This is a genomic window from Natrinema pallidum DSM 3751 (genome assembly GCF_000337615.1).
GTDB classification, from domain to species: domain Archaea; phylum Halobacteriota; class Halobacteria; order Halobacteriales; family Natrialbaceae; genus Natrinema; species Natrinema pallidum.
Genome location: NZ_AOII01000080.1, coordinates 1 through 18521 on the forward strand (window position 1 = coordinate 1; position 18521 = coordinate 18521).

Genomic DNA, 18521 nt, shown 5'->3' on the forward strand with positions numbered 1-18521 from the left:
GGTATATCTGACGCCCTGGCTTCAGGGATTAGGCCTCGACGTGAGCCTGTTCAACCTGTTGTCCGCGTCGGTCATGGTCGGCATCATGATCATCCCGATGGTCTCCTCGATCAGCGAGGACGCCATGAGCGCCGTTCCGGACTCGCTTCGACAGGCGGGGTACGGTCTCGGTGCCACGAAGTTCGAGGTTTCGACGAAGATCGTCATCCCCGCGTCGATCTCGGGAATCTTCTCCTCGTATATCCTGGCGCTCTCGCGTGCGATCGGCGAGACGATGATCGTCGTCGTGGCCGGCGGCAGCCGAGCCCGAATGTTCGATCCGTCCGAACCGTTCGCGAATCTCCTCAACTCCGGGCAGACGATGACCGCTGCCATGGTACAGGCGGTGACGACGGACCTGTCCGGCGGAACCGCCGGGTACTATTCGATGTTTGCGATCGGATTGACGTTGTTCGCCATCACCTTCAGTATGAACCTGCTCAGCAACCGGATCGCCGCTCGGTATCGGGAGGAGTACCAATGACCCAGACCACCGTCACCGTCGCGTTCACAACGGAGGTGGGTCGCTGATGGCCACGACCGACGAACCGACGAGTACCTGGTTCGGCTCGGACGGACAGGTGAGCCAGCTCCGTGGACTGCTGTTCAAAGCCGGCTGCCTCGGCGCGACACTGCTCGCGCTGTTTCTCGTGTTCGTCTTTCTCGTCTNGATCTACTACTATCGTTTCGCTCCCCGGGCGGGTGAAGTCGCGTACACGGCGCTTGGATTACCCGTCGCCGCGACGCTACTCGCTGGCGGCGTTAGTATCGTTTTCAGACACATCGTGAGCCCACACGAGTGGCTCACCCTCGTCGTCGCTTCGCTCGTGGCGTACGGCGCACTCGAGGTCCACGATCGGGCTCGGGAGGCCGGGGTACTCGAGCGAGTCGTAGTCGGCGCGGCCGTGATCGGACTCACGATCGTCGGAGTCCCCGGACTGGTTCCCAGTCTCCGGACGCTGCTCCTCTCGCTTCCGGTCCTCCCGATGGCCCCGCTGTCGCTTCTGGGAACGTTCGTGGTTCCGATCGGGGTGGGAGCCGGCTGGTCCATCCGTCGCGCCCGCGAAAGCGATCGTGCGGGTCTGATCGCCGGCGGCGTGACGGTCGCCGCGGCCGCCATCGGTGCCGTCGCCGGACCGGTCGTCGGCGTCTCCTGGACGACGTGGCTCGTTCTGACAACGGTCGTCGGTGTTCCCGTTGGACTGTACGTCGAGCGGGTTCACAGAGGTGGGAACGGCGTTTCCGGACTCGCGCTCCCGGTCGTACTCGCGGCCGGCGTCGTCGTCTGCGCTGTCATCGTCGAAACGGCCGGGTTCGCCGGACCTGATGTCTGGATCGACTGGGAGTTCCTGACCAGCGCTCACAATCGGACGCCGCGGGAGGCCGGCATCTATCCCGCGCTCGTCGGGTCGGTGATGATGATCATCGTCGTCGCACTCGCGGCGTTTCCGGTCGGCGTCGGTGCCGCGATCTATCTCGAGGAGTACGCGCCGACGAGCGGATTGAGCGGATCGATCGTCCAACTTATCGAGATCAACATCGCGAATCTCGCCGGCGTCCCGTCGGTCGTCTACGGACTACTCGGCCTGGCGCTGTTCGTCAAGGTGGGCGAGTTGCGGCCCGGAATCGTCATCGTTGGGGGGCTAACCGTCTCGTTGCTCATTCTGCCGATCATCATTATCTCCGCACAGGAGGCGATCAGGGCGGTGCCCGACTCCCAGCGGCGGGCAGCCTACGGGATCGGTGCGACACGATGGCAGACAGTGCGGACCGTCGTCTTGCCGCGAGCAATGCCCGGCATCATGACCGGAACCATTCTCGCGCTCGGCCGGGCGATCGGCGAGACGGCACCGCTGTTGATGGTCGGTGTCGCGGCAGTCGTCCGGATTTCCCCGAGGTCGTTCTTCGGACTGTTCAGTGCGATGCCCCGACAGCTCTACTCGTGGGCACAACTGGCCAAACCGGAGTTCTATCACGGCGTCCTCGCGGCCGGCGTCCTCGTCTTGCTCGTCGTCCTCCTGATGATGAACGGCACCGCGATCCTGCTTCGCAACAAGTACCAGAGACGTGACTAAGATGACTCGAAACGACACACGGAAAGCCGACGACAGCGACGAACAGCGAACTGACGGCAGCGGACCGGCCGTCTCCGAACCGACTACACGACCCGACGCAACGAGCGACTCGCTGCTTGACGACTCGTTCGACGTCACCAGCGGGACGCTGTCCGCGGACGCCGACCCAGTGATCGAGACGCGGAATCTCGACGTCTTCTATGACGGCGTCCAGGCTCTACAGGACGTCACTATCGGGATTCCGGAAAACGGCGTCACGGCGCTCATCGGCCCCTCTGGCTGCGGGAAATCGACGTTCCTCCGGTGTATCAACCGGATGAACGACCTCATCGATGCTGCGCGCGTCGAGGGCGAACTCCGGTTCGAGGGGAAAAACGTCTACGACGACGACGTCGATCCGGTCGCTCTGCGCCGGAAGATCGGCATGGTCTTTCAGTCACCCAACCCCTTCCCGAAGAGCATCCGCGACAACGTCGCGTTCGGACTGGAGGTGCAGGACAAAGCGGGCGATGTCGACGAAACGGTGCATCGAGCGCTCGAGCGGGCGGCGTTGCTCGATGAAGTCGAAGACCAACTGGACTCGAGCGGGCTTGACCTTTCGGGTGGGCAACAACAGCGTCTCTGTATCGCCCGGGCGATCGCGCCGGATCCGGACGTGCTCCTGATGGACGAGCCAGCCTCCGCGCTCGATCCGATCGCGACCTCGAAGATCGAGGACCTGATCGAGGATCTCGCCGAGGAGTACACGGTGATCATCGTCACCCACAACATGCAACAGGCGGCNCCGCGCTCGATCCGATCGCGACCTCGAAGATCGAGGACCTGATCGAGGATCTCGCCGAGGAGTACACGGTGATCATCGTCACCCACAACATGCAACAGGCGGCACGGATCTCGGATAAGACGGCGGTCTTCCTGACCGGCGGCGAACTCGTCGAATTCGACGACACCGACAAAATCTTCGAGAACCCCGAACACGATCGCGTCGAGGACTACATCACCGGCAAGTTCGGGTAATGACCCGCGAGGACTATCGGGCGCGCCTCGAGCGGCTTCGCGACGCAGTCGTCGCGATAGGCGACCGGGTCCATGCGCAACTCGACGACGCCGTTACCGCGTTGTTTACCGACGACAGTGCGCTCGCACGGGCAGTGATCACGGGCGACGACGCCGTCAACGACCGATCCCTCGAACTCGAGCGGGAGTGTCTCGACCTGCTCGCACTCCACCAACCCGTCGCCGGCGACCTTCGGTTCGTCGTCGCCGCGTTCAAGATCGTCACCGATCTCGAACGGATCGGCGATCTTGCAACCAATCTGGCGACATACACACTGGATTCGACCGGGTCATCTCCACCGCTCCCCGATGTCGATTTCGAACGGCTCGCCGCGCTCGCCCTCGAGCAGGTCGAACGGGCACTCGAGGCGTTCGTCGCGGACGATGTGGAGGCCTGTTTCGGTATTGCCGACCGCGACGACGAACTGGACGGGCGCTGTGCCAGCGTCACCGAGCGTATCGTGCGGACGCTCATCGAGCGGGGCGTCGAAGACGGTGGAAGAAACGGCTGCCGGCCCCGAAATGGAGACAGTCGGTCACCGGTCGAGGACGTGATCGCGGATGTCTCGCGGACGTTCGTGATCGTTCGCGACCTCGAGCGGGTCGGCGACCACGCCGTAAACGTGGCTGCACGCACGGTGTACGCCCTCGATAACAACGAGGAGTTGCTGGTTTGACGGCTGCTTTGGGTTCTCGGTGGAAGCACATCCCGTTGAGTCGGCGGCATGGGCACCCAAACAGCGGATCGACTCGATCTCCGGAGTACGATACCTCGCCATCGATTCCTCGTCGTCCCGTCTTTTCACGTTCAGTACCTGAAGCCCCTCGTTTCAGTGACCTGGCCGATCGACATCTCCCTCCGAAGAACGAGTAACGCGATCCGAACCGCGTCAACGGCGCGGGGACAGGTCTGTCTCGGGAAGCGCGTTTCGTCCCTGGTAACGGACTGGCTACTCGAGGGTCTCGAGTAGCAGTGTGCCCCCGAACGAACGTGGCGTCGCGTAGTCGGCCGTCTGTGGTACGGCGACCAGGTCTATATATGTCGCCGTTATTCCGATCGCAATTGGTCTGGAATGTTTTCCGTTCTCGAAGGTCAAATAAACGGAACGGTATCTATTGGCATATGTACGCGTTCCATGGACAGCTGTCGGTACTCACCGTATCGCCATCAGCTCCGCCAGGTGGTATATAGCACTATATAGGTATCATAGTAGTATACTTATCCGCTCTGTGGCTTCGATTCGGTGATGTCGAGAGATTCCACGGCGTCTTTGCCGGCCGGACTCGGTCGGCGTGATTTTCTCGCCGCGGCAAGTGTTGGCCTCTCCGGCGGGTTGGCCGGTTGTACCGGCGTCTTCGCCGCGGAGGGCAACAACGTAAACATCGCGGGGAGCAGTACCGTCTTCCCCGTGACCGAGGCGATCGCCTCCTCGTTTTCCGAACAGAATCCCACCGTCAACCTCTCGCTCAGCAAGACCGGAACCGGTGGTGGGTTCGGGAACTTCTTCTGTGCGGGCCGGACCGACATTAACAACGCGAGTCGGTCGATCGCCGACGCCGAAATCGAACAGTGCGGGAACAACGATATCACGCCGATCGAACTCCAGGTCGCGACCGACGCGCTGACGGTCGTCGTCAATCCCGACGCCGACTGGATCGACTGTCTCACTGTCGAACAGCTCCGGGAGATCTGGCGCGCCGGCGGCGCGACCCACTGGAGCGATATCAACGAGGAGTGGCCCGACGAACCGTTCGAACTGTACGGGGCCGCGACGACCTCGGGGACGTTCGACTACTTCAACGAGGCCATCATCGGTGAGGAAGAAAACCACCGGAGCGATTACCACGCGACCGAGCGCGACCGAACGATCGTTCAGGGAGTACAGGGCTCGGAGTACGCGATGGGCTACTTCGGCTTCTCGTACTACAGCGAGAACCCGGACTCGATCAAGGCGATCTCGGTCGACGACGGCGACGGCTGCGTCGAGCCGTCGATCCAGACGGCGATGAACGGCGAGTACACGCCCCTCTCGCGACCCCTGTTCATCTACGTCGCCAAGGAGTCGCTCGAGAAGGCGGCCGTCCGCGACTTCGCCCGGTTCTACATGAAGCGGGCCGCGACGGACCTCGTCTCGGAGGTCGGCTACGTGCCGATCACCGAGGACAAACGCGACGAGAACATAGAGAAACTCAAGGCCGCGATCGAGGAGGTGACGGCATGAGCCAGCCGGACTTCTCCCACGACGGGATCCGCACGGCGCGGGGTATCGCCTTTCGCTATCTCTTCATGCTGTGTGCGCTCCTGTCGATCCTGACGACCGTCGCGATCATCCTGACGCTGCTGATCGACGCGGTCGATTTCTTCGCCCAGGTGTCGCTCGTCGACTTCCTCACCGGCACGCGTTGGAGTCCGACGAACGAGCCGATCGCCTTCGGCGTCCTCCCGCTGATCTCGGGGACGCTGGTCATCACGATCGGATCGGCGCTGGTCGCGCTCCCGATCGGACTGCTAACCGCGATCTATCTCAGCGAGTACGCCTCCGATCGACGGCGGGCGTACCTCAAGCCTGCGCTCGAGGTACTCGCCGGCGTCCCGACGGTCGTCTACGGCTACTTCGCGCTGGTCTACGTCACGCCGGCGATCGACGCGATCCTGCCGGTCGATCTCTCGACGTTCAACGCGCTGTCGGCCTCGATCATGGTCGGCATCATGATCATCCCGATGGTGTCCTCGATCAGCGAGGACGCCATGAGCGCCGTCCCGGACTCGCTGCGACAGGCCAGTTACGGGCTCGGCGCGACGAAATTCACCGTCTCGACGTCGGTCGTCGTACCGGCGGCGCTGTCGGGAATCTTCTCCTCCTTTATCCTCGCGCTCTCGCGGGCGATCGGCGAGACGATGATCGTCGCCATCGCCGCGGGCCAGACGCCGCGGATGATCGACCTGACCGACCCGGCGGGGATGTTCCTCGATTCGATTCAGCCCATGACCTCCGCGATGGTCCAGATCGGCACCGGCGACATCGTCGGGCAGGGCCCGGCGTACAAGAGCCTCTTCGCGGTCGGGCTGACCCTGTTCGTCATCACCTTCGTCATGAACCTGATCAGTGAACTCGTCGCGTCGCGGTACCGGGAGGTGTATCGCTGATGGCGGCCGACACCGGAGAGACGCCTGCCGACGGCTTCGGACGCGTCAGTCGGACGAAAGACGTCGCGTTCCGCCTGCTCGCGCTCGCGGCGACGCTGGTCGGCATCGTGTCGCTTGCGGCGTTGCTGCTGAACGTCGCCGTCGACGCCGTCGGCTGGCTCGACTGGCAGTTCCTCACGAACCCGCCACACCCCAACCCCTACGAGGCCGGGTTCCTGCCCGCGCTCGTCGGCTCGATCGCGATCATGCTGATGATCGCGCTCGTTACCTTCCCGCTCGGCGTCGGGGCCGCGGTCTACCTCGAGGAGTACGCCAACGACGGCTATCTCACGCGATTCATCCAACTCAATATCGCGAACCTCGCGGGGGTCCCCTCAGTCGTCTACGGCCTGTTGGGCCTGGGCCTGTTCGTGGGCCTGTTCAACATCGGCTACGGGTCGGTACTGGCGGCCGCGTTTACCATCGCCTTGCTCATCCTGCCGATCGTGATTATCTCCGCACAGGAGGCGATTCGGGCCGTCCCCGACTCCCAGCGACAGGCGTCGTACGGGATGGGCGCGACGAAGTGGCAGACGATCCGCAACGTCGTGTTGCCCCGCGCGATGCCCGGCATCATGACCGGGACGATCCTCGCGCTGGGGCGAGCAATCGGCGAGACGGCACCGCTGATCATGATCGCCGCGCCGACGACGGTCTTCGGGCTGCCCAACAGCTTCTTCAGCAAGGTCAGCGCCATGCCACTCCAGATTTACAACTGGGCGTCCTATCCCCAGACGGAGTTCCAGTACGGCGTCGTCGCCGCCGGCGTCGTCACGCTACTCGTCGTCTTGCTTACGATCAACTCGATCGCGATCGTCATCCGGAACCGGTATCAACAGCGCACCTGACAATGACTAACGAACAGATGACTCCCTCGGAAACGGAACCGACCGACAACCAGACCGCCCCGACGCCGGGCACCGACGGCCTCGCCGATACCGCCGATTTCGACGGGGAAACGATGACCGATCGAACGCTGCTCGAGGCGCGGGACCTGAGCGTCTACTACGGGGAGGAGCAAGCACTCTCCGATGTCGACATCGAGATTCCCGAAAAGCAAGTCACGGCGGTCATCGGCCCGTCGGGCTGTGGCAAATCCACGTTCCTCCGGTGTATCAACCGGATGAACGACCTCGTCGACAGCGCCCGCGTCGAGGGCGAACTGCGCTTCGACGGGAAGAACGTCTACGATGACGATGTCGACCCCGTCGCCCTGCGCCGGAAGATCGGCATGGTCTTCCAGTCGCCCAATCCCTTCCCGAAGAGCATCCGCGACAACGTCGCCTACGGGCTCAAAGTCCAGGGGAAAAAGGACAACGTCGACGAGAAAGTACACACCGCCCTCGAGCGGGCGGCGTTGCTCGATGAGGTCGAAGACCAACTGGACTCGAGCGGGCTGGACCTTTCCGGTGGCCAACAACAACGGCTGTGTATCGCCCGCGCGATCGCGCCGGACCCGGACGTGATCCTGATGGACGAGCCGGCCTCGGCGCTGGACCCGGTCGCGACCTCGAAAATCGAGGATCTGATCGAGGACCTCGCCGAGGAGTATACCGTCGTCATCGTCACCCACAACATGCAACAGGCGGCCCGGATCTCGGATAAGACGGCGGTCTTCCTGACCGGCGGCGAACTCGTCGAGTTCGACGACACCAACAAAATCTTCGAGAACCCCGAACACGACCGCGTCGAGGACTACATCACCTGTCTCTTATACACNTCATCGTCACCCACAACATGCAACAGGCGGCCCGGATCTCGGATAAGACGGCGGTCTTCCTGACCGGCGGCGAACTCGTCGAGTTCGACGACACCAACAAAATCTTCGAGAACCCCGAACACGACCGCGTCGAGGACTACATCACCGGCAAGTTCGGATAACTCCGGTCGTCGCGTGCCGTCCGGTCGCGGTTTCGACCGAGTCATCGTCGCGTTCCTCCCATATGAGAGTGGAAGTCTCCCGACGGAGACCCTCGGGCGGTCGACTACTTGTTTTTGGCTGACCATGCCGCTTATTATCGGGTATCGCATGGTCTCGAGACCCATGGTCGCCACCGGGGTTCACATCCTGCTCAGTCTAGCACTGATTTCAGTCCTCCGTCGGTCCGGACGGCCCGAGCCGTACCTCGTCGGGGCACTCGCCGCCGCTGTCCCCGATAGCGACACGTTCGTGTTTCGGCCGCTGGTCGAAATCGGCTATGTCGGGGGTGTCCTGTGGGGCCATCGGGGGCTCACACACTCGCTGCTCGGAGGGGTCGTCGTGATCGTCCTCCTCTCGTTCGTCGGTCCGTGGCGGGCCGCTGCCATCGGGTTCGGTTCCCACGTCGTCTTCGATTTCCTGTCCGGTGGCGTCCGACTGCTCGCCCCCCTCGATCGAACGCTGTACGGACTGTCGTTCGATTGGGTACTCCTGAACGCGCTGACATCGGTGTTCGCTATCACCGTACTTCTCGGCGACCTGCTCGGCAGGAAATACGGCCTCGAGACCCGAACCGAGTCGTATACCGCGGAGCCGATCCTCGAGTGGCTCCGATAACAGTTATTGGCCTCGTTTAGGCCGTGTTTCGGTAAGCGTGAACAGTGAGGCGGCACGATTTTGTGGTGCCTATGCCAAAAACCGACCGCCTCAGCGGGTGTAGCGACTGGATCGATTTGAGTGGTGTGGACCGAGAGCGGACACCGCGGCAGCTGATGGAGTTCGGTATTCGACTCCACCTTGCTGGACTGTCGCTTTCGAATACCGTTCGAGAGCTCGAGAAGTTCGGTGTCAAGCGATCGCGAAAGGCCGTTGACGATTGGGTACAGAAAGCCGATCTACAGCCAGCAACTGATGCGAATCCAAATCATGTTGCGATCGGCGAAACCGTGATTCGGATCGAGGAGCAGCAATAGTGGCTGTACGCTGCAGTCGTTCCTGAAACGAACAGAATCCTCCATAGACGGCTGTTCTCCACGACGACGACCGCGTTGACTGAACTCGTTTTACGAGAACTAACCGAGAATCATGACATCGAAGATGCTGTGTTTCTCGTTGATGACGCACAGCATCTTCAGACAGCACTTCGCCGACATGGGCTCCGGTTTCGATATGAAAAACAGGGAAATCGGACTGCTGTTGAACGTGTTTTTAGGGAGATACGGCGACGTTCCTCCTCGGTCTCAAACTGTTTCAGTCATGTCTGCCGACCAATCACAAACTCATGGCTCCAAGCCGTCGCTGTCTGGCAGACTGCTACAAACTAAACACGACCGCCACCGATGGACCCGCCGATCGGGACCACCGGAGACGCCGACCGCGAGTCTCGAGGGGACGGCGACCGAGGTGAGATCGCACGCAGTCTTTATCAAGGATGGGCAGGTTTCAACCAGTATGGCCAGACAATCCTACCAGGAAAAGCTCACGGAACTCCGTGAGGACGTCCTTTACATGAGTGAGGTCGTCATGGAACGGCTTCGAATGGGCATGGATGCCCTCGAGCAGAAAGACGAGGACCTCGCCCGCGAAGTGATCGAGGGCGACGGCGAGATCAACCGGATGTATCTCGATCTCGAACAGGACTGTATCGACCTGCTCGCCCTCCAGCAGCCGGTCGCGAGCGACCTGCGGTTCATCGCCGCCTCGTTCAAGATCATCACCGACCTCGAGCGGATCGCCGATCTGGCGACCAACCTCGGCGAGTACACGATGGACGCCGAGCGGGACCTGTTCCCCGACGTCGACGTCCAGGAGATGGGCGAGTTGACGCTCGACATGCTCGAGGACGCGATGCTCGCCTACGACACCGAGGATACCGACAGCTGTCGAGCACTCGCCGCCCGCGACGATGAACTCGACCAGTTCGCCGAACGGGCCAGCGAGATCGTCGTCCGAGACCTCATCGAGCGCGAACTCGAGTCGACCGAAGAGGTCGAGCGGATTCTACAGGACGTTTCGCGGCTCCTGTTGACGATCCGTGACTTGGAACGCGTCGGCGATCACACCGTCAACATCGCCGCGCGAACCCTGTACATGGTCGAGAACGACGACGAACTCATCTACTGAGGGAGCCGCGGACGGCGTCCCACCGGATGCCGACCGGTCTCACTCGCTCGTTTCGTTGCCGCTTTCGTTGCCGCTTTCATTGCCGTCGGACTCGTTGCCGTTAGTCTCGTTGCCGCTGGTTTCGTTCCCGGCGGTTTCGTTACCGCTGGTCTCGTTATCAGCGGTTTCGTTGCCGCCACCGCCGCCGGTGCCGCCCGCAATCTCCAGATCGCCGCGCATCTGGGCCTCGTGGGGCTGACAGACGTACTGGTACATATCGCTACTCGCCGTGATATCGAGCATCTGACTCTCGTCAGGCTCGGACACCACTTCGGTCGAGAGATCACCGATCACTTCGTCGTTTTCGTTCCGGATTTCCATGTTGTGTGGCTGCCCGTTGCCTTCCGACCAGCCGATCGTGTAGTCTTCGCCCTCCTGTAGGATGAGCGTCGGGTTCTCCTCGCCCTCGATGGCGGACGGGGCGAGTCCTTCCCAGTGGCTGGTCTCGCCACTGAAATCGATCGTCGTGCCGGGTTCGATCTCGTACCCGCCGCTGCCACCGCCGTTACCGCCGCCACCGCCGTTTCCGTTACCGTTCCCATTGCCGTTGCCACCACCGCCACAGCCTGCGATGAACGCCGTCGACGCCGCAACACCGGTCAACTGAAGCATTCGCCGTCGGGATAACCGATCGTCTCGTGCCATCGAGTTGACTTTGCGCTCAACAGGAATAGTCGAATACCCGTCTACTGCGTGGGAGTCAAGTACGGGCCGGTTTGCGGCGGTCTTCCGCCGGTTTCAGATTGCGATCGGCGTCGCGCCGCCCGGGAGAACAGGGGTGGTCCTCAGTCGGGAGCCGACCGCCGATGTCGCCCCGGAACGCGGGTCAGCAACTGGGCCGTATCGACGACGTTGCGCGTCTCGAGCAGGAGTTCGGCCGCCTCGCGGACCGTAAACTCGGCCTCGAGAGCCACGCCGTGACAACGCGTGTAACACTCGAGCCAGCGGTTCATCGCATCCTCGAGTGCGGCGAGTTCGGATCGCGCGAACGGAACCATGCGACCGCCGGTCCGAGCCTGGACGTAGAGCCAGATGGCCGGCCCGACACCCTCGCGAAGGTAGCGCTCGGCGTCAGCGGGGTCTGGAACCCGGGCCGCCGACTCGTCGGGGCCGCGGTCGTCGAACGCCGCCCGCTCGCGCTCTGCCCGGCGGGCGAGTGCGGCGATGCGGGGGCCGTACCGGCTCATTCTATCCCTCGCGATACTCGACGCCCTTACCGCCGCGGGGGTGTTCCCACTCGGTGTCGGCGACGATCGCGCAGGTCCCACACTCGACACAGGGCTGGGTGTCGAGACTGACCAGCGTCTCCTCGGTCCCGTTGGTCTTGACCGCCTCCGTGCGGTAGCAGCCGCCGCCGAAGTCCCGCGCACTGACCGGGCAGGCGGTGACCGCCGCGCCGCTGGCCTCGGCCGACTCGTCTCTGAGTTCGATGTGGGGATTGCCGACATCGGTATCGTAGGTGAGGTCGCCGATGCGCTCCTCGAGCGTCGGCGGTTCGATGTCGCTCTCCCAGTGGATCGTCTTGCCGTGTGCCTCGGCGATCAGCGTCGGCAGGGAGACGTAGCCGGTTTTCGTATCCGGCAGCATCGAGACCAGGAACGGCGAGTTGTACGCTCGCTGCAGCAGGCGGTCCGCGATCGGGTTCCCGACCGCGAGCGGGCCGATCGGCGAGGCGAGCACTCGCTCGACGGCGTTTGTCACGGCGTCGCGCTCGCCGATGGTTCGGGCGAGATCGTACCGGCGAGGCCGGAGTTTGGCCATCGTACCGGAGTCGTCGAGCAGTTCGGTGTATCGCCGTCCGGGGGCCGCCGGGTCGGCGTTGCCGCGGGTGGCGGCGAAGGCGTCGGCCGCGAGCGCGCCGGCGGTGACGGCGTGGTTCATCCCCTTGATGATCGGCCCCTGAGCCTGCATCTGGCCGGCGGCGTCGCCGACGAGGACGAGGCGGTCGCGGTAGGGCCGGCGGTGGGCGACCTTCTTCGAGTCGGGAACGAGCTTCGCCGCGTACTCGCGCTCGTGATACTCGTTTTTGAACCAGCCGGCGAGCAGCGGGTGGGTCAGCAGGGCGTCGAGCAGTTCGTGGGGTTCGGCCGCCTGCTCGACGAGACTATCGAGATGGAAGACGGTCCCGATAGACAGCGAGTCAGCGTTGGTATAGAGGAACCCGCCGCCGCGGACACCCTCGAAGAGGTCGCCCGAGAACAGGTGGGCGGTCCCCTCCTCGGGGCCGATGTCGAACCGGTCGTCGATCGCGTCGGGGGCCATATCCACGACGGCCTTGACCCCCTGAAACCACTCCTCGGGCTCCGCCCAGTCCATCAGTCCGGCGTCGCGGGCGAGTTCGGAGTTGACGCCGTCGGCCGCGACGATCAGGTCCGCCTCGATCGGCTCGAGTTCGTCACAGGTAACGCCGACGATCTCGCCGTGTTCGCGGAGCAAGCCGTTCACTCGCACGCTCGTCAGGACACCGCCACCGGTCTCGCTCGTCTGCTCGTGGACCCGCGTCTCGAGCCAGGCGTCCATGTCACGCCGAAGCACGGCATCACACCAGTCGGTGTCGTGCTCGTGAAGATCGGTCAGGTCGTAGGTCTTGACCGAGTTACCGGCCACGTTGTGGATGTAGTAGTCCGTGATGGGACGTTCGGTCGCCGCCTCCCGGAAGCCGTCGAAGAGGTCGTCGAGCGTGTACGGCGCGGATTCCTCGGCGTAAATCAGTCCGCCGGAGACGTTCTTCGAGCCTGCTTCGGGACCCCGCTCCAGGACGAGCGTTTCGACGCCGTGATCGGCGAGCCGCGCGGCCGCTGCGGCCCCGCCGGGTCCACAACCGACGACGACGGCCTCGTAGTGTTCGCGGTCGTCAGTCATCGTCCTCACCCCCGTCGGCGACGGCCTCGGCCTCGAGATCCGTCTCGCCCGCTTCGATCGCCTCGGTCAGCCGCGGCAGGACCTCGAAGAGATCCCCTTCGACGAAGTAATCGCTGAAGTCCCTGATGCGGGCGTCGGGATCGGTGTTGATCGCGACGATCGTGTCCGACTCGTCCATGCCGACCTTGTGCTGGACCGCGCCGGAGACGCCGGCGGCGATGTAGACGTCCGGCGCGACGACCTGGCCGGTCTCGCCGATCTGGCGTTCCTCCGCCGAGTACGCCTCGACGTGTCCCTCGAACTGGTAGGAGGAGGTGACGATCCCACGCGTGATGCCGAGGGCGGCGTCCTCGAACGCGTCCACGAGGTCGAGACCCAGTTCCATCCCCGCGGTGGGATCGTCGGCGATCCCGCGGCCGAGACAGACGATCACGTCGTGACCCGTGAGGTCGATTCCGTCCTCGAGCCGGTCGTGCTCGGTGATGCCGACGCGGAACCAGTCGTCGGCCAGTGCCATGTCGTGTTCGACGACCAGCCCGTCGCGGTCGGCGTCCGGCTCCATCGGGTCGAAGCTGCCCGGGATGACCGAACACCCCTGCGGGTGGAAGTCCCGGGTCGGGTTGTCGAGACAGAGGATCGTCGAGTACTCGAAGCCCGAGAAGTCGGGTCGCTTCATGTGCAGGACCTTCTTGACGGTCTTCTTGACGCCCGGCTCGCCGGTTTTGACTGGATTCGAAATTTCGTTTTCCTCGATGAACAGGTCCGAACAGTCCGAGGCCAGTCCGGAGTCGAGTTCGGCCTGCACCATCGCCGAGAGGTCACGGCCGTTGTTCGTCGCCGGGAACAGGATATAGCGCGGCTCGTCGTACTCGCGCCAGTCGGTACTCTCGACGGTTCCGTCTCCCCGAGCCATGTGGGCCGCGATCTCGGTGTAGGGGTCGTGCAGGAACCGCCCGAGACGCTCGTCCTCGTGGTAGACCGCGACGTCGGCCCCGTAGGCGATGCACTCCTCGGCGAGGGCCTCGCAGTCGTCGCCCATCAGGAACGCGACGACCGCCTCCTGATCGCCGTAGTCCGCCTCGAACTGATCCATCAGTTCACGGCCTTTGCCCAGCATCTCCCGCGAGACATCGAGTAACTCCCCGCCCTGCGTCTCACAGAAGATCCACATGTCCGCGTAGTCGCCGTCCTCGAGCACCCGGACGTGTTTCTTGTCGCGGGTGGGGTGAGAGAGGGCGTCGTCCTCCCCCGGGTCTTCCCCGTCTGCCTCGCCCGGCTCGGCCTCCGCGTCGTCGGCTTCGCTGTCGTCCCCATCCGTGCTTTCGGCGTCGTCGCCCACGTCGGCGTTCGTCTCCTCGGACGCGCCTTCGGTTTCGGCGTCTGCTTCCACGCCGTCGCTCTCGGCGTCCGACGCGGTACCGACCTCCTCGAGCCGCCGGTGGACCGCCTCGCGAGCCGTTGCGCGGTCCTGACCGGCCCGCTCCGCCTCGAGAATCGACTGCAGGTCGTCCGCGTCGTCGATCGTCTCGAGTGCCGTGGTCAGTTCGTCGACAGTGTAGTCGTTCGGATCGAGTTCCGTCATGTTACTCACCTGCCTCGGCGGCGTACGGTTGCATCGTCTCGAGCACGTCACTCATACCCTTGTGGGGGTCGATCATCGTCGCCTCCCGTTCGGAGGGCGCTTTGGGGATCGGGTCGACCGAGGAGACGATCGTCGGCGAGCCGTCGAGCCCGATATAGTCGGGATCGAGGTTCAGATCGGTGTGATCCCACGTCGTCAGGTGGTCGTCGTGCTCGGCGGCCCGCTCTTCGGTCTCCGATCGGAGCGCTTTGTGCGTCAGCCGGTGGGACGCCGTCCGATAGGTCGGCTCGAACTCCGGATCGGTGACGACGAAACAGGGCAAGGGTGCCTCGACCGTTTCGATTTCGTCGAGATCGCCTTCGACGAGCCGTTTCGCGCGCAGGGTCCGTTCGTCGGGGTCGATGTCGAGCGCGATGACGTGCGTGACGATCGGCCACTCCATCGCCCAGCACGTCTGCGGGCCGGTCTGGCCCGTTTCGCCGTCCGCGGTTTTGAACCCTGCAAAGACGAGGTCGATGTCGGCGACTGTTTCCTGGTACGTCTCGAGGCCGGCGCTCAACGTGATCGCCGTCGCCCACGTGTCGGAGGCGGCGAGTTCACGATCCGAAAGCAGGTAGCTGTCGTCGGTGTAGACCGACGCCATCGCCTCCTGCAGGACCTCGCCGTACCCCGGCGGCCCCATGCTCATGCCGCTGACGTGGCCGCCGTGGCGGACCGTCGTCTGGAGCGCGGCCTGCAGCGCGAACTCGTCGTTCGGATTCATCACTGTCGGCGTCTTCCCTCGCTCCAGGTGGCCGTCCTCGTCGAACGAGACGGCCCCCTCGGAGAAGTCCGGGACGCCTTTCGTCAGGACGATCGATCGCATGACTCCTCCCGTGGATGTATGTCTATATTTAGCATGCCTGTCGCACCCTATCAGATTATCAGTATTAAGAATAGGGGTCAAAATCGCCGATAGATAGCGGCGGCGTCGTGACTGCCGCGTTCGGTTCGGACGAACGGAGCCGACTGCGCCGTCGCAGCGTCGTACCTCGGCGGAGTCGGCCCAGGCTCGAGCGCGGCGAAACCGGCCGCTCGAACCGCTGTGTCGAGAGAATCCGCCGGAGCGAATCGGACCGCGTTACTCGCGCTCGCGTTCGGTCGTCCGCATCGTGATCTCGCCGTCCGCCCGGATCGTGCCGTCGACCTCCGCGTCGGGGCCGAGTTCGAGGTCCGCACAGGAGACGTCACCGAGGATGCGGGCGTCGTGGTCGATGACGACGTCGCCGTTGCGGGTCGTCACGTCGCCGTGGATGCGGGTGTCTCCGCCCACGGAAACGTCGCCGCGCGCCCGGAGGCTCCCGAAGATGTTGCAGTCCGCACCGATGTCGATCGTCTCGGCCCGGACGTTCCCGTGGAGTCGGCAGTCGTCGCCGATCGTCGCGGGCGTCGAGACGCGCCAGGCGTCGTCGCCGACGGTCGCGTTCCGAGGGATGACCAGCGGCTCCGTATCGGGTTCGCCGTCCTCCTCGTCGACGAGTTCGGAAATGAGCCGCTGGGCGGCGTCTTCCTCGCCGAGCAAGAGGAGGTGCTTGAGGTAGACGAACAGGAAGACGATCGTCGGCATCGGGTTCCGGATGACGATCCAGCCGTTGGCTTCGAACCCGTCCTCGATCTCGACGTCGTCGCCGATGTCGAGATCGCCGGCGACTTTCAGTCGGCCGCCGATGTGGACGCGTTCGCCGATGTACGCGTCCTCGCCGACCAGAACGGTCTCGGCTACGTCACACCACATGTCGAGCCGACAGTCGCCCTCGGCCTCGATCCCGCCGCCGAACTCGGCCGATTCGCCGGCCAGCACGTTCCGACCGCGGACGCCGAACTCGACGCTCGAGCGCCCGCCGACGAGGATATCCCCGTCGGTAACGAGGTCGCGCTCCTGGGCTTCCGTGCCGTCGGGGACGACGAGTTCGTCGAGCGGATCCCTGCTGAAGGCCACACTCGGGCTCAAAGGGAGTAGCGCCTAATAAACCTCGCGCGTCGTCAGTCGTCCGTCAGACGCTCGTCCGCCGCCGTCGGCGTTCCCATCGCATCAGTCACCGATCACAGTCGCCTCGCTTTTAGCATCCCACTGCGTACGTTCGACCATGACAACGCTCGCATTCGACGACGACGGCGTCGATGTCGTCTACGAAGGCACCGAGTTCCGCCTCGAGCAGGACCTCATCGAAGACGCGACCGAAAAGTCCTACTACGACGTGACCGACCACGAGGTTCTCCAGATCGTCGCCGAACAGCCGAACCTGCAGGGCGAACCCCGACGGATCGGTGACATCCTCGACTGAGCCGTCCCGCGGGGTCCGAGACGGTCGCCGTTCGCGGTTCGGGCGACCGGCTCAGTAGACGACGTGCAGGAGAACGAACACGACGATCCCGAGCGAAAAGGAGATCAGCCACAGCGTCGCCGCGACGCGGCCGACGCGGGCGTGGCCCGTTTCGGGTAGCTCCGCGATCGGGCGGGAGAGCGCGAGCAAGAGCACGTAGTAGAGCAGGGGAATACAGACGATCGCGAGGAAGATGTGGATCGCCAGCAGCGGCAGGTAGACGAACTGATAGACCGAGTCGGGGCCGGGGAACGGCTGTGGACCGCCGGTCACGGTCAGCCGGTAAAGATAGAGCGCGAGGAAGGCCACGAACAGCCCGAACGAGGCGACCATCGCGACGCGGTGGCGTTCGATATCGTCGCGACGGATCGCCCGCCAGCCGAGCGTGATCGTGCCGATCGCGGCCGCGCTGAGCACGGCGTTGACGAGCGGGATCGTCTCGATAACCCACGCCGGAGCTGCCGGCACGCTCGAGGAGGGGATCCGGCCGCCCGCGGCCGCGAAGACGACTGCCAGCGACACGACGCTCAGGACGCTGGTGAGCAGGCGCACGCGCTCTCGAGGGACGTATTCCATGGCTATTCGTTCGGGTGCAACGGGAAAGGGATTACCGTCTCTGACCGACTCTCGATAGCGATCGGGTGAAGCCGTTTTGTAATCGCCACAGCTACTGGCTTCTCATCAGATCGGAATCATCTGGCGTTCTATTCGCTTCCGGCTGATGCAGCCGCCGTCCGTCGCTCCGTCGGCGAACTTGGCTTCCGTCTCACCGCGAACTCGAAACGATCGTCGACGCCCACGCCCTCGCCGACGCCATGGACCTCGTTTTCGCGGCAGTCGAGTTCCGACTCGAGCGCCTCGAGACGGGTGACTATCGGACGTGTATCGCCGTCGATGACGATGCCCGTCAACAGGTCGTAAGGTGCCTGTTTTATTGTCAGCAGAAACCACAGGGACGGGATAGTGTACGAGCAACGGGGCTATCGCTCGTCGGTAGTAGCATCGGAAAGGATTATGCGTGGGTGATGTCCTCGGAGGGAGATCACCTGCATCGTAGTGGTGGACATCGTCCACCGATGCGATGCGTGGGACCGGATTCGAACCGGCGGACCCCTACGGGACAGCGCCCTCAACGCTGCGCCGTTGGCCTGGCTTGGCTACCCACGCTCGCGGTCTCTGTCTGCACTCATTCGTATCCAGTGTGATTATAAAAGCCCTTTCCTTTAGGTCGGCGACTGCGGTCGGGTCCCACGGGAACCGGACCCGCGAGTGACGG

17 protein-coding genes, 1 tRNA gene and 4 pseudogenes are annotated in these 18521 nt (G+C 63.9%); 14 read left to right on the plus strand and 8 right to left on the minus strand.

The genetic code is table 11. From position 1 onward, the window contains the following. The 13 genes and pseudogenes from C487_RS12755 to phoU (C487_RS12810) form a co-directional block, all read left to right on the plus strand. Positions 1–523: PstC family ABC transporter permease (locus tag C487_RS12755; protein WP_006186197.1), on the plus strand; the 523-nt coding region annotated here is incomplete at its 5' end. Between the two features lie 46 nt (positions 524–569). Further along, complete coding sequence (gene pstA / locus C487_RS12760) at positions 570–2114, plus strand: phosphate ABC transporter permease PstA (protein ID WP_006186198.1); 1545 nt, start codon at positions 570–572, stop codon at positions 2112–2114. A gap of 1 nt (position 2115) precedes the next feature. Next, positions 2116–2883 (plus strand): annotated as a pseudogene (locus tag C487_RS12765) (phosphate ABC transporter ATP-binding protein); the annotation flags it as partial. Between the two features lie 101 nt (positions 2884–2984). After that, positions 2985–3131 (plus strand): annotated as a pseudogene (locus C487_RS22045) (phosphate ABC transporter ATP-binding protein); the annotation flags it as partial. Continuing rightward, positions 3131–3847, plus strand: a complete 717-nt coding sequence (gene phoU / locus C487_RS12770; protein WP_006186199.1) for a phosphate signaling complex protein PhoU — start codon at positions 3131–3133, stop codon at positions 3845–3847. The pseudogene C487_RS22045 and the gene phoU (C487_RS12770), both read left to right, overlap by 1 nt. A gap of 570 nt (positions 3848–4417) precedes the next feature. Further along, positions 4418–5392 carry a PstS family phosphate ABC transporter substrate-binding protein gene (locus C487_RS12780; protein WP_049908140.1) on the plus strand — a complete coding sequence of 325 codons (975 nt, stop codon included), beginning with the start codon at positions 4418–4420 and terminating at the stop codon, positions 5390–5392. After that, positions 5389–6318 (plus strand): phosphate ABC transporter permease subunit PstC, encoded by a 930-nt coding sequence (pstC, locus tag C487_RS12785; protein ID WP_006186202.1) that lies wholly within the window; start codon positions 5389–5391, stop codon positions 6316–6318. The genes C487_RS12780 and pstC overlap by 4 nt, the downstream gene beginning before the upstream one ends. After that, positions 6318–7205, plus strand: coding sequence for a phosphate ABC transporter permease PstA (gene pstA / locus C487_RS12790; protein ID WP_006186203.1), 888 nt, complete (start codon positions 6318–6320; stop codon positions 7203–7205). The genes pstC and pstA (C487_RS12790) overlap by 1 nt, the downstream gene beginning before the upstream one ends. A 17-nt stretch (positions 7206–7222) precedes the next feature. Further along, positions 7223–8140 carry a phosphate ABC transporter ATP-binding protein PstB gene (gene pstB, locus C487_RS12795; RefSeq protein WP_006186204.1) on the plus strand — a complete coding sequence of 306 codons (918 nt, stop codon included), beginning with the start codon at positions 7223–7225 and terminating at the stop codon, positions 8138–8140. Then, positions 8080–8238, plus strand: a pseudogene (locus C487_RS19660) (phosphate ABC transporter ATP-binding protein); the annotation flags it as partial. The gene pstB and the pseudogene C487_RS19660, both read left to right, overlap by 61 nt. Before the next feature lie 163 nt (positions 8239–8401). Continuing rightward, positions 8402–8893 (plus strand): metal-dependent hydrolase, encoded by a 492-nt coding sequence (locus C487_RS12800; protein WP_006186206.1) that lies wholly within the window; start codon positions 8402–8404, stop codon positions 8891–8893. Between the two features lie 71 nt (positions 8894–8964). Continuing rightward, positions 8965–9600 (plus strand): annotated as a pseudogene (locus C487_RS12805) (IS6 family transposase). 127 nt (positions 9601–9727) lie between these two features. Continuing rightward, positions 9728–10399, plus strand: a complete 672-nt coding sequence (gene phoU, locus C487_RS12810) for a phosphate signaling complex protein PhoU (RefSeq protein ID WP_006186209.1) — start codon at positions 9728–9730, stop codon at positions 10397–10399. Between the two features lie 39 nt (positions 10400–10438). On the opposite strand, the gene C487_RS12815 is transcribed toward phoU (C487_RS12810), so the two are convergent. The 6 genes from C487_RS12815 to C487_RS12840 form a co-directional block, all read right to left on the minus strand. Next, positions 10439–11050 (minus strand): plastocyanin/azurin family copper-binding protein, encoded by a 612-nt coding sequence (locus C487_RS12815; RefSeq protein ID WP_006186210.1) that lies wholly within the window; start codon positions 11048–11050, stop codon positions 10439–10441. A 173-nt stretch (positions 11051–11223) separates the two neighbouring features. After that, positions 11224–11625, minus strand: coding sequence for a hypothetical protein (locus tag C487_RS12820; RefSeq protein ID WP_006186211.1), 402 nt, complete (start codon positions 11623–11625; stop codon positions 11224–11226). 1 nt (position 11626) lies between these two features. Further along, positions 11627–13300, minus strand: a complete 1674-nt coding sequence (locus tag C487_RS12825; RefSeq protein WP_006186212.1) for an FAD-dependent monooxygenase — start codon at positions 13298–13300, stop codon at positions 11627–11629. Beyond that, a complete protein-coding gene (locus C487_RS12830) occupies positions 13293–14882 on the minus strand; it encodes an electron transfer flavoprotein subunit alpha/FixB family protein (protein WP_006186213.1) in 1590 nt (529 codons plus the stop codon). The genes C487_RS12825 and C487_RS12830 overlap by 8 nt, the downstream gene beginning before the upstream one ends. A 1-nt stretch (position 14883) precedes the next feature. Then, positions 14884–15747, minus strand: coding sequence for an electron transfer flavoprotein subunit beta/FixA family protein (locus C487_RS12835; RefSeq protein ID WP_006186214.1), 864 nt, complete (start codon positions 15745–15747; stop codon positions 14884–14886). Between the two features lie 255 nt (positions 15748–16002). Beyond that, positions 16003–16860 (minus strand): polymer-forming cytoskeletal protein, encoded by an 858-nt coding sequence (locus C487_RS12840; RefSeq protein ID WP_006186215.1) that lies wholly within the window; start codon positions 16858–16860, stop codon positions 16003–16005. A 148-nt stretch (positions 16861–17008) separates the two neighbouring features. Between C487_RS12840 and C487_RS12845 the strand changes: the two genes are divergently transcribed. Next, positions 17009–17206 carry a DUF5800 family protein gene (locus tag C487_RS12845; protein ID WP_006186216.1) on the plus strand — a complete coding sequence of 66 codons (198 nt, stop codon included), beginning with the start codon at positions 17009–17011 and terminating at the stop codon, positions 17204–17206. Between the two features lie 51 nt (positions 17207–17257). Here the strand turns inward: C487_RS12845 and C487_RS12850 are convergent, their stop codons facing one another. After that, positions 17258–17821, minus strand: coding sequence for a DUF420 domain-containing protein (locus C487_RS12850; RefSeq protein WP_006186217.1), 564 nt, complete (start codon positions 17819–17821; stop codon positions 17258–17260). Positions 17822–18327: 506 nt separating this feature from the next. After that, positions 18328–18412 (minus strand) — tRNA-Leu (locus C487_RS12860). Positions 18413–18521 lie beyond the last annotated feature (109 nt).